An 11,387-nucleotide genomic window follows, 5' to 3' on the forward strand; every position below is an offset into this window, starting at 1 on the left:
GCCACCGACCACTCCCTCCTGCCCAAAAACCCGGCAAACCCCAATCTCCGAAAACCACCCAACCAGCTTGACAAAGAACATAGGGACACCCCCCCCAAGGACCTCCCTTTGGGCTGCCGCGGAGATCTCGGACAGTGGGCCCTCTTAAAATGGGGGTCTACCGAAAGTAGAGATCAGCATGACCGCATCACGCAAGCGATTTACCCAGGAGTTCAAGGACGAGCTGTGCCGGGAGGTGATCAACACGTCCAAGCCGATCAAGGACGTGGCCACCGCGTACGGTGTCGGCCCCGAGACGCTCCGGAACTGGCTGGTCAGGTACCGGGCGGCCAACGGCGGCACGGAGGCGGATCTGACGGTGCCGGAACGGGCCCGGCTGAAGGAGCTCGAGAGGGAAAATCAGGAGCTGCGCGCGGAAACTTTATTCCTGAAAAAAGCAGCCGCTTACTTCGCGCGGGAGCAGCGGTAGTGAGCAAGTACGAATACATCGACTCCCAGAAAACTGAGCCCGCCAACCTGAATTCGGTCGTGAGAATGTGCCGCTGGTTAGGCGTCTCAACCTCCGGTTTCTACCACTGGGCCACCCGTCCTCAATCGGCCACCTCGGGGCGCCGGCAGGCTCTGACGGCGCGAATCGAGCACTTCTTCGAGGAGTCCGAAGGCACCTACGGCTACCGGCGCATCCACGCCGATCTCGCCGCGGAACAGACCGAGTGCTCGCCCGAGCTGGTGCGGCAGATCATGCGCCACCAGGGCCTGGTGGCCTGTCAGCCACGGCCGTTCCGCATCACCACCGAGGCTGATGCGGAGGCTGCCGCGGGCATGCCCGACCTCGTCCAGCGGGACTTCACCGCCGACCGGCCCGGGGTGAAGTTCGTCGGCGACATCACCTACATCCACACCTGGCAAGGGTTCGTCTACCTCGCCACCGTCATCGACTGCTACTCGAAGAAGGTCGTCGGCTGGTCAATCGCCGATCACATGCGCACCGAGCTCGTCGCCGACGCGCTCAAGAACGCCGCCGCTACGACCCGGATCGAGCCTGACGCGATCTGGCACTCCGACCGGGGCAGCGTGTATACCTCAACCGATTTCAGGGCCCTGGTGGCCAGCCTCGGCATGCGCTCCCCGATGGGACGCACCGGCGTGTGCTGGGACAACAGCATGGCCGAATCGTTCTTCTCAGCCCTGAAAAACGAGCGTGTGTACCGGACCGTTTACGCGACTAAATCACAAGCCCGGAGCGACGTCATCCGCTACATCGAGGGGTTTTACAACAGCCGGCGCCGTCACTCCGCGCTCGGTTACCGCCGGCCCAACGAAGTCCACTATGGTTATCAACAGCCAGCCCTAGCAGCGTAGAAGAAACCACTAATTCCGCTGTCCGAGATCCCCGCAGCAGCCCACTTCCGTCGCCGTATGCATCTCAATCGCGCATGCTCCTCGGCAACGTCATACGCGTTGAGCTCATGGACAGCGCGTTGGCGATGGCGATCCGGGCCGTCTTCAGGTTTGCCACCAGCGGACAGCCCGGGCCCGACCCGGAACGATGCCAAGCCAGTAAATCCATGCAGACATGGGTTTACCGCGTTGGGCTGGGAGATACCCAGCATCTGAGGACGGTGCTGGCCTTTCCCTTTTCAACCCTTGACGAGATTCGCCCTTCGAGCTTTGTCACTTCAGCGAACAGGGCTGAGGACTGCATCAGCCTTAACAGGAGCTCGGCCTGTGTCCGGTCGATGCAGACCCTCGTTCCGTGGCTTCAGCGGAGCGCTTCACGCTCCTTAAGTACGGCATACTGGGCGATTTCTCCGACCGTGAAACCGGCCGCGCGTGCGGTCAGGACGTGGTCCTGGTTCCGGCAGACGATGGCGTTCCCGTCGAACCCATCTTCGGTGATAAACAGCGCGACAGCGCCGAGCCAGAACTCGTCGGGGACGTCTTCGTCACGCAGCGGTGGAAGGCCGTCCTCAACGAGCGCCTCTTCCTGGTCGAGTTCCAGACTGCGTCCGGTCCTCAGGAATTCGTGAGCGTTCTGGATGTCATGGAGGGTCAAGCTTTCGGTGTGCATAATGTCTCTTTCGGTGGGTGCTTCTGCGGTCCGGGGCGGGTCACTTTTCGGTCGTGGCAGTAATGTGTGCGGCATTCCGTGGAAGCCTCCCCAGACCACCCGCCCGTCAGGACTTCCGGTTTACCTTTGGTCATGTGGGTGGAGTGTCAGAAAAGTTTCTCCGTCTGCGCGAGAATTAGCGGGTGAGTTTCACACGGAGCACTGCAAATTCCATTCATCTCGGCGACGCCCGCCGTGTCCTGCCTGGTCTTCTGGCGGACGGTATGGAAGGCAGCGTGAAGCTCTGCTACCTCGACCCGCCGTTTAACACCCGGGGCGCGCAATCAACTCGAGGCCACTACCGGGACCACCGGACAACGTCCGAGTGGGCAGCTTTGATGAACGAGGTCCTGGGAAGTGTGCACGCCTTGCTCCGGGACGATGGCTCGCTGTGGCTCCATGTGGATGCCAACGAGCTCGGCACTGCGCGTGTGGTGTGTGATGAAATCTTTGGAGGCGGAAACACCAGTGGGGTCATCACATGGGAGCGAACGCGGCGGCCGGCGTTCCTGCATGGACAGATGTCCTCGGTCACGGACTTCCTATTGGTTTATGCCAAGGACCGCTCCAAGCTAACCCCGTTCACCGAAGGGGTCACGGAGCACGACAAAAGAACACCCATTGCTCACCGTGGAAACCGGGTTGTGGAACTGGCGTTCCCTCCGGGTACCGTCAAGTTCAAGTGCGGTGACGGAACCTACCCAGCGGGTGATCACTCTTCGCCCGGCATTGATGCGCGCCTCAGGGAGAGCGTAACTGTGCAGAATGGCCGCAACATTACTTGGCTGCACTTGAGCATGCCCTCACGCTATTCCTCTGCCAAGTTGACCCAGATGATCAGCGACGGTGCTGACTTCATCGTTCCGAAGATACCGTTCCGCCCCAGCTACATAGCGCCCGGCGGAAAACCGAAGTTGGTGACCAACCTGTGGTCATGGCAGCTTGATTCGATGGAAACGAACGAGGACGCCGCTCGGCAACAAAGGGAGCTGAATCCTAGCCTGCCGTTCCCGAGTGCGAAGCCGGAAGGCCTGCTCCGGAGAATCGTCACCTTGGCTACCGAGCCCGGTGACACCGTTCTGGACTGCTTCGCCGGTTCCGGCACTACCGCGGCTGCTGCTCAAAAGCTTGGCCGTCGCTGGATTGCCATCGAAGAGAGTCCCGTGACCTATCACAAATACCTCCGTCCAAGGATGGCAAGCCTATTGGAAAACGATCAGGAACCCTGGACCCCGGACGGGAGACCGACTGCTGGGCTGGTGTTACCGGTCGCGTTATTTGACGGTGGGGCCGTCACGGTCCGTGGCGGCGGACGGGCATGAAAGCGCCCCGCTGGATGGTGGCCGGCGGGGCGCTGATCGCCGCGCTGACGCGGCGGTGGTCATTGGTGACGGCGTGTTTTACTCGCTGTTCTCCGTGATCGCGGACTGGGCCGCGGAGAGGTCCACGATGGCCTTGCCCGCCGCGTAGGTCGCGATCAGGGCGGACACGGCGAGGTTGTTCACTGCCCGGGGGTAGCCGCGCGAGCCCTGGTGGATCGCGGCGACAGATCCATTCCGGTGATCGCGAACCGGGTGGAAACCCGCTGGTCCAGGGCGGCCAGGACCGCTAGCTTGAGCCGCCGTCGCAGCGTGGGCTGGCCGATGAGCAGCAGCGCGAAGTGGGAGCCGGTATCTAGTCCGCTGTTCGTGAGCATCCTCAGCGATTCCAGGTCGGTGTTGCCCAGCAGGTGGGCCTCGTCGATCACGACCACGGGCAGGCGGGCGCGTTCGTCCAGTTCCCCGGCGAGCAGGGACGCGGTCTGATGCGCCAGCACCCCGGAGTAAAAGGCGGGCTGTCCGCCCAGGGCGGTCACGATCTGGGACTGGATCCCGCGCATCCCGACCGTGGGGTCCGCAACGTAGATCACCTGGTGCCGGGACGCCTCAAGCTGGGCCAGGGCCGCGCGCACGGCCACGGTCTTGCCGGCGCCGACTTCCCCGGTGATCACCCCCGTCTGGCGCTGGTCCACGCACCACTGGATACGGGCGACCGCCTCGCGGTGCCCGGGATGCGGGTGCAGCGCCTGCACCGGTATGGAGCGGCCGAAGGGCATGGTGTGTGTGATCGACTATCTGTAGGCCGTTTCAGCCAGGAATTTGAGCCATGTTGGTGGCTCGTTTCAGGCCAAAAGAGCGGTAAGAATTGGGCCAGTTTTTTCTTCCCGGAATCAGGTTTCGGGGGCTTGCCTGAAGTTAGAGATCACCCGGGTGGTCGGGGGCCTTTCCCAGAGTGTTGGGGACAGGGGCCCGCCACCCCCAGATAGGTTCCTTACGGTGCTGCCATTGCGAAGCGTGTGCGCCGGAAGGGCTGGAAAGTGAGATGACGGTACCCATGTCCGTTCAAGAAAATATCAGAAGACTCGACTCCCAGGGAGTCCCGGTGCGTCAGATCGCCCGAAGGCTTGGAGTGAGCCGGACCTCGGCGGCCAAGTACGCCGAGCAGGAGGACTTCTCCCCGGCGCCGCGGGCACCGCTGGCCAGGCCGGGGGCCTCGGTGCTGACCGGGTTCGAGCACATCATTGAGCGGTGGCTCATCGAGGATCAGCGCCGGAACCGCAAGCAGCGGCATACGGCGAAGCGGATCTTCGACCGGCTCGTTGACGAGCATGGTTTTACCGCCACCTATTCACCGGTCCAGCGGTACGTGAAGAAATGGTTGGCCGCCCACCGGCAGCCCGGTGAGGGGTTTACCGAACTGGTTTGGCCTGCCGGCACCGTGCAGGTCGACTTCGGTCAGGCCGAGGCCATCGTTGCCGGGATCCGGCAGGTCCTGCATATCCTGGTGGTGACCTTCCCGTTCTCGAACATGCGCTTCGTGCAGGCGTATCGGGGCGAGACCGCCGAATGCGTGGCCCACGGGCTGCGGAGGGTGTTTGAGCACATTCGGGCTGCGCCGCGGCACATGGTCTTTGATAATGCCACGGGCATCGGAAATCGGGTGGGAACCCGGGTGACCGAGACGAAGCTGTTTGGCGCCTTCAAACTCCACTACAGGTCCGAGTCACGCTATTGCAATCCGTACTCGGGCCATGAGAAGGGCAACGTGGAGAACGCGGTGGGGTTCCTGCGCCGGAACTTCATGGTCCCCGAGCCGGAGGCCGCCACCCTGGAGGGGCTGAACAAGGACCTCATGGCGCGCTGCGACGCGTTGGCCACCACCGTGCACTACCGCAAGGGCCTGCCCCTGGGTGAGCTGTTCGCCCAGGACGTTGCGGCGTCCATGGACCTGCCGGGGATCGGTTTCGATGCCGTGCGCTACGAATCGCGCAAGGCCGACAAGACCGGGAACCTGCTCATTGACGGGAACACGTACGCCGCCGGGCCCGCTTTCCACGGGCGAATGCTCACGGTGGGGTTGGGACACGACGTGGTGCAGATCCTTGATGAGCATTCCGAACCTGTCCGCACGTTCCCGCGCGTCTTCGGCAAGCAGGCCGAGACGGTCTTTGACCCTGCTCCCTGGTGCCGTTGCTGGTGACGAAGCCCGGGGCGTGGTCCCATTCGCCGCTGCGGGCCCTGGTGACGGACCCGGTGCGTGACTGGTTGGACCGGGCCACGGCCACGGATCGGCGCCGGCTGCTCAACTCGGTGGATGCTGCCTCATCGGTGGCGGGATTCGATGCCGCGGTGGCCGCTGCCGACACCCTGATCCAGCGCGGGGATGCACCGGACATGGCCATGGTGGGCATGCTGGCCCGCCGTCTGGCTGATGGCACCGAACCGGAGGCAACGAACGTGGACCTGAGCGTCTATGACACCTTCACCACCCTGAACACCACCACAGGAGAAATAGCATGAGCACGATCACCGTCCAGGACCTCCTTGAGGCGGGCAAGCACGCCTCGCTGACCGGCAGCGTGTTGACCGATTGGGCCGAGAAGGGCACCCCGAAGCAACGTGAATACCTGCACGGGGTGCTGGTCGCCGAGCACGAATCCCGGCAGGAGTCACGGCGCCAGCGGCTGTTGAAGGCCGCAAGGTTGCCGGCCATGAAAACACTCACCGGGTTCGACTACAGCAGTGTCAGGTTCCCGGAGGACTACGGCCGCGGACCTCTCGAATCCCTGGATTTCATCAACCGGGCCCAGGACCTGGTCCTCTACGGCGACGTGGGCACCGGCAAAACTCACATGGCCACCGCCCTGGTGGCCGCCGCTTGCCGGCAGGGCATCCCCGCCAGGTTCTTCACCACTTCCGCCTTGGTCATGATGCTGCGCCGCGCCAAGGACGAAGACCGCCTCGACAAGGAACTGGCCTCCCTGGCCAAGAACCGGCTCCTGGCCATCGACGAGCTGGGCTACCTCCCGATCGACGCCGAAGGGGCCAGGCTACTCTTCCAAGTGATCGCGGACGGGTATGAAAAACGAAGCCTGATAATCACAACAAATTTGGAGTTTTCCCGCTGGGGCACCGTGTTCGGAGACGACAACATGGCCGCCGCCGTCATTGACAGATTGGTCCACCACGGGCGGCTTCTGCAGTTCCGCGGCGAGTCCTACCGGGTCAAAAATGCCCTCATGAAATAGCCAACCGCTGAAATGGACCAGAAAAGAGCCGACGTGGTCTAATTCTTAGCGCTGAAACGGTCTACTTAAACTTGACGAAACACAGCATGGCCGTGAAACCATAGTGCGTTTGCAGGTTCTCGATCACAGGGTCCCTCCCGCGGCCATGGCCGGGGCGCCGGTGGCAGCCATTTTCTCGAAGCTGATCGGGGCGCCTGTCATCGCGGTTTTGTGGCGGGTTTCGACCAGGCGCAGGTAATCGATGCCCGAGGCCGCGTTCTTCGCGCCGGTGTCGGCGTCTTTGGCGGCGTTGACGGCCTTGGGGTGGACATGGCGGCGGATCTGAAGCAGGACCGCTTCCCCTGCCGGGACGCCGCCGGCGGCGGTCACGGCGACCGGGCCGGTCAGGTCGAACGGATCATAGACCAGCTCGACGCGGGCACCGGCCAGGGACGCGTCGACCTCGTAAATGTTGCCCTGCAGCGAAACGGTCCCTGTTTTGGTGACCTTGCGGGTCACGGACCAGCGGAACGCTTCGGCGATCACGTCCGGGTCCCGGCGGTCCGGGCGCCGGTTTTCCCAGCCGGCGTCCCAGCGCGCCAGGGGCGTCATCGACGTGGTGGAGTGCACGGTGCGGTAGTAGACCATCTGCACCCAGGAGGTGAACAAGGCGTTCAACTCCTCCAGCGAGGTGACCGCGCTCCCGGCAGGATCCTCCCCGGTGCCCGGAACGGTCCTCTGGACCGGCGCGTCGATCACGGTGATCTCGGAGAGGAACTGGGAGCTCACGGTATTGAATAGCCGCTCAATCTTGCCCCTGCCCTGGGGCCGGTAAGGCCTGGAATGGATCAGCTTCATGCCCAGCCTCGCGCAGATCCTGGCCAGTGACGAATCGACAAAAGCACTGCCATTGTCGACGTAGACCGCGTCGGGGATTCCGTGGGTCTGCAGGGCCGGCCGCAGCGCCGCGGAGAGCCTGACGGCGTCTTCGGCGAACGCCCAGCGGGCCGCGGTCACCAGGCGGGAATGATCATCCAGGAACGCGAACAGGTAGGTCTTCCGGCCGCCGATCCGGGGCCCGTGGAGCCCGTCGCCGACCCAGATCTCGTTCGGCCGGGCCGCTTCGAACCGGCCGGTTGCCGCCGCCTGCGTGCCGGTGGGGATCTCCAGGGTGCGGAAATGGCGCAGCAGCGTCGACTCCGACGGGGCGTCGCCGAGGGTCTCGGCCATGATCCGGCGGACCTGGGCCGCGGTGCGGTGCGGACGCTCAAGCTTCAGCGTCGCGGCCAGGGACAGAACGGTTACCGGGGTCACCGGGCCGGCGGCCCTTTCCCGCGGCTTGAGCCCGTCGAACCCCTCACGCTGCCAGGCACTGATCCACCGGTCCAGAGTCTCCCGGGAGTAGCGCACGGGCTGCCCGTCCGGGCCGGTATGCTCGGCGGCGGCCAGGGCCCGGACCATGGGCCCGCGCTGGCGGCAGGTCAGGGTTTTGTCCGCGGCGCCGCGGATCAGCTGGTAGCGGAACAGAGCGGTCTTCTCCGCCCGGTCCTTCCGGGCCAGGGGCCCGCGCTTCGGTTTGGCGTCTGTCATGGGGACGCTGTCCTTTCAAAAGGCTCAGAATGCGATGGCCCCTGCCAGGTCAGCCGGAGCTTCCTTCACCCTTGCCGTCCCCGGCCGCCGGGGTAAGGGGCCAATTCGTGTTGCCACCGTCCGGTGCTGAAGAAGAACGGGCCGGACGCGGCGAGCCCGGCGCTCTGCCACGCCAACGCGGCGACGCCGAACCGGGCCGCAAGCACGCCCGCGTATGCCGTCACCGCAGCCAGCGCCCGACCGGACGGCGTCTCAGCCGGGGCAGGCCAGAGCCCGGCCGCGTCCGCACCGTCACGATGGGCCAGAGCGGTGAATTCTTCGGCGATCCCGCTGGCGGAAGCGGCGAATGAGCGCAGCCAGCCGCGGACCGTGGACGCGGGCCGGCCCAGCCGGGCCGCGATCCTCCGGTGCCCGTGACCCGCGGCGGTTTTGGCCTCGACGGCGGCGGCGATCACCGCAGCCGCATCGGCCCGGCGCGCGGCCAGGCCCGCTTCGAGCGGCACATGGGTTGCCGCGCATCCGCTGCAGCGTCCGCGGCGCGGACGGTGGCGCACCCGAGACCATCCTTCCCCGATGCCGTGGCGGATCAGCCGTTCCCGCGCCCAGCCCCACGGGCGCAGCCTGCCCTTGCACCCCGGGCACGCCAGGCGGCCCCCGGCCAGATCCGACTCGACAGAGAAAGCCTCATGATTTACCGTGAGCATCAGCGCGTCCCTTACGCGTCAGAACGGCCCGGCGTGAACCTTCGAAACCTCACGCCGGGCCGTTCGTCCTATCCGGTCATCGTCAGCCTGACGCCGCCAACGGCACTAAATCAAGACACCCCGGGAAAAACCTGCATCGTCACCGGCAAAGACGCCCCCACCGCCAAACACTGCGACGCATAACAGCTGGACGAGAACGATCAGCATAGCTGCCGATCGACAGGGTCAGAAGTGGACACCATCTCCACGCCGATCGTCGAGTAGAAGCCCGCCTGAGTACTTGATAGACCGTGCCGCGGGGTGCCGGACCATTTGAACCTCACAGGCGGCACAGAGCCGACCGCCTCCGATTTAGGGTTATTCGTCCGAGTTCTGCTCCACCGACACTCAGATAGAGAACAGGGCATCCAGCACGTCAATATTTTGATTGTCCCCCGGCTTTTCACCCTGGGGCCCGACGAGCCAGTTAACGTATCCCTTCCAGCGCGCCTTCCGGAAGGGAGACGTCGTTTGTCGGTGATGAACTGCCGATACTCGGCCAGCGGCCCGCTTGCTCTATCCGCCCAGGTTTCGGAACCAGCGGTTCACTGCCGCCGTCCGAGCCTCGTCGGTCTGGTCGATACGGTTTAGACGAGACCCGTTCAAGTACGTTTTTATGCCGCTGCGAAGGTCCTCTGGGGCCACTAGAAGTCGAATCTTTGTGCCTTTGTTTCCTCGATGAGAACGAGCAGGGCCTCCCGGATATCAGCATTACTCCCGTCTTTTTTCATTTTGTATGCCCAGGCGGCCAACGACTTCTCCCAGGGCGTCCTCAGAGTTGAAGGGAAGCGACGGTTCTCAGCGATGAATTGCCGATATTCTGCCAGCCGTCTCGCGTGCGCTTGGTGCCTGGGTTGCGGGAGCATATCCGCGACATCCAGCACTGCCCGGACTTCGTTTGGTACCGGAACGTTCTGGTCCCAGAGCTTCCGGTAGTACGCCAGCTTCGCATACTCCGGTTCATACCCGTATGGGAGCCTCCCTTTGTGCTCGAGGAACTTCTTGACCCAGAGTGCGGACTCGATCAGCTCGGCTCGCTTCTTTGCCAAGTAGGCGTTCCTGTCGAGGCCGTTTGCAGGTTTGTTGACTGACATTTGGACTTCCTTTCTGTGGTTTCCTGAATGTGTGCGGCGGTCCCTGAAACGCTCACCATCGCTTCAGTCCGTCGCTGTGTGACCCTTTTCGGAGCCCGCTTGGTTGACCCGGGACTTGACCACACAGGCATTTTTAAGGACCAACCAACCACCGAGCAGGGCCACCGAGTAGTAGTAGGGAGTCCGTCCAGCACGTCCCTGTACGACAACCTGCGTGGGAGGAGCTCGAGCGTGGAGATCACCAAGTCTGGCGCCGGGACCGTTCTTGCGGACTTGGACCGGCTTCAATCTCTTGCCAGGTGTTTGCTGCCCGGGCAGTGTCGACATGCCTCCACCACTGTTGCTGAACGTCCGGCGACAGGGTGAAGGGCAGGGCGGAGTGAAACGAAGGCACCGCGATCAGTGAGGGGCCACAGTGGTCCTGAACCCACAGTCACTCGACCTGAGGATCGCACGAATCGACCAGAACCCCACCAGATGGTCGAGTGGGGAATCCCTTGCAAACAAAGGGAAGAAGGGGCCCCCATATATATAACTCTACCTATTCGACTAAAAAATATATATATAAGGGGCCCTTTGCACTCTCACCCCTACGCCTTCAACTCTTAGTAAGAGCATAGATTCCCTAGGGGGGCGTGGCACCCGAGGTCGTTTGGGTCGAGTGGTGTCAGCTGAGGACAGAAATGGGCGCCGTTGTTGGGTTTCAGTCCGTTATACCACTCGACCGCCCGGTCGATTTCCGCCTGCAACCGGTGCGTTCCTGGTGGAGCGGCGAGGCGGGCACAACCGCGGTGGCAATCCCTTCAGCCACACCGGAAAGTTGTGGCCGCATTGACCACTCCGGGGGCGCGCCAGCTCGGGTGGGCCCATCAGCTTCCAGAAGTCGGGGTCCCTTAGTGGTCGCCATCCGTCATTTTGATTGGAGCCAACGAGGACGGCCGGAACGGCCAAAGACACCGTCGAGGTTATCGCCCGCCCGGTTGGATCCGTATAGGGCCGCGATCGATGCCATGTTGATGTTCTTCGTGGTGCCTCTCGGCGACGAGGTCAACAGAAAACGGATGATCCCTCGCGACCCTGCTGCTCTCTGCCGGGCATTGGTGGCCAGCGCACTCGTCACCACCTTCAGCGGCCTGCTGGTGAAGCTCGCTGGGATACGGGTGACAACCGTCGCCGGCAACGACTCACGCGGATTGCCGGTGATCAGGCTGGTTGGGTCCCCATGTAGAAGTCCAGTGTTTGTGTGAGTTTCGTGTCCGAGAATGGACACAGGAGGAAATTCACGAATCATGGCACGCAGACAT

At 63.5% G+C, this 11,387-nt stretch carries 9 protein-coding genes and 1 pseudogene; 4 read left to right on the plus strand and 6 right to left on the minus strand.

What is annotated here, in order from left to right; genetic code table 11:
• The first annotated feature begins 178 nt into the window (after positions 1-178).
• Positions 179-1,362, plus strand: a protein-coding gene (locus RCH15_RS18700) for an IS3 family transposase (protein WP_326962155.1) whose coding sequence is annotated in 2 segments (ribosomal slippage) — positions 179-440 and positions 440-1,362 — 1,185 coding nt in all. Because the reading frame shifts where the segments join, the coding sequence is not laid out codon by codon here.
• Positions 1,363-1,762: 400 nt separating this feature from the next.
• Here RCH15_RS18700 and RCH15_RS18705 read toward each other — a convergent pair.
• A complete protein-coding gene (locus RCH15_RS18705; RefSeq protein ID WP_326962156.1) occupies positions 1,763-2,071 on the minus strand; it encodes a hypothetical protein in 309 nt (102 codons plus the stop codon).
• A gap of 182 nt (positions 2,072-2,253) precedes the next feature.
• On the opposite strand from RCH15_RS18705, the gene RCH15_RS18710 reads away from it, so the two are divergent.
• On the plus strand, positions 2,254-3,432 hold the full coding sequence (locus RCH15_RS18710; RefSeq protein WP_326962157.1) for a site-specific DNA-methyltransferase: 1,179 nt from the start codon (positions 2,254-2,256) through the stop codon (positions 3,430-3,432).
• A 179-nt stretch (positions 3,433-3,611) separates the two neighbouring features.
• Here the strand turns inward: RCH15_RS18710 and RCH15_RS18715 are convergent, their stop codons facing one another.
• Positions 3,612-4,205, minus strand: coding sequence for an ExeA family protein (locus RCH15_RS18715; RefSeq protein ID WP_326962158.1), 594 nt, complete (start codon positions 4,203-4,205; stop codon positions 3,612-3,614).
• Between the two features lie 278 nt (positions 4,206-4,483).
• Between RCH15_RS18715 and istA the strand changes: the two are divergent.
• Together istA and istB are read left to right on the plus strand one after the other, a co-directional pair.
• A pseudogene (istA, locus tag RCH15_RS18720) lies at positions 4,484-5,949 on the plus strand (IS21 family transposase).
• The gene (gene istB, locus RCH15_RS18725) at positions 5,946-6,677 is read left to right on the plus strand and encodes an IS21-like element helper ATPase IstB (protein ID WP_197515653.1); all 732 of its coding nucleotides are present in this window, start codon (positions 5,946-5,948) and stop codon (positions 6,675-6,677) included. The pseudogene istA and the gene istB overlap by 4 nt, the downstream one beginning before the upstream one ends.
• A 123-nt stretch (positions 6,678-6,800) precedes the next feature.
• Here the strand turns inward: istB and RCH15_RS18730 are convergent, their stop codons facing one another.
• The 4 genes from RCH15_RS18730 to RCH15_RS18745 all read right to left on the minus strand — a co-directional run.
• A complete protein-coding gene (locus tag RCH15_RS18730; protein WP_326962159.1) occupies positions 6,801-8,246 on the minus strand; it encodes a DDE-type integrase/transposase/recombinase in 1,446 nt (481 codons plus the stop codon).
• A gap of 65 nt (positions 8,247-8,311) precedes the next feature.
• On the minus strand, positions 8,312-8,950 hold the full coding sequence (locus RCH15_RS18735) for a hypothetical protein (RefSeq protein ID WP_326962160.1): 639 nt from the start codon (positions 8,948-8,950) through the stop codon (positions 8,312-8,314).
• A gap of 683 nt (positions 8,951-9,633) precedes the next feature.
• On the minus strand, positions 9,634-10,083 hold the full coding sequence (locus RCH15_RS18740) for a hypothetical protein (RefSeq protein ID WP_326962161.1): 450 nt from the start codon (positions 10,081-10,083) through the stop codon (positions 9,634-9,636).
• A gap of 910 nt (positions 10,084-10,993) precedes the next feature.
• Positions 10,994-11,387 (minus strand): hypothetical protein (locus RCH15_RS18745; protein WP_326962162.1); only part of this gene is annotated, 394 nt, incomplete at its 5' end.

The sequence above is a fragment of the Arthrobacter sp. MP_M4 genome (assembly GCF_035984855.1).
GTDB lineage: Bacteria > Actinomycetota > Actinomycetes > Actinomycetales > Micrococcaceae > Arthrobacter.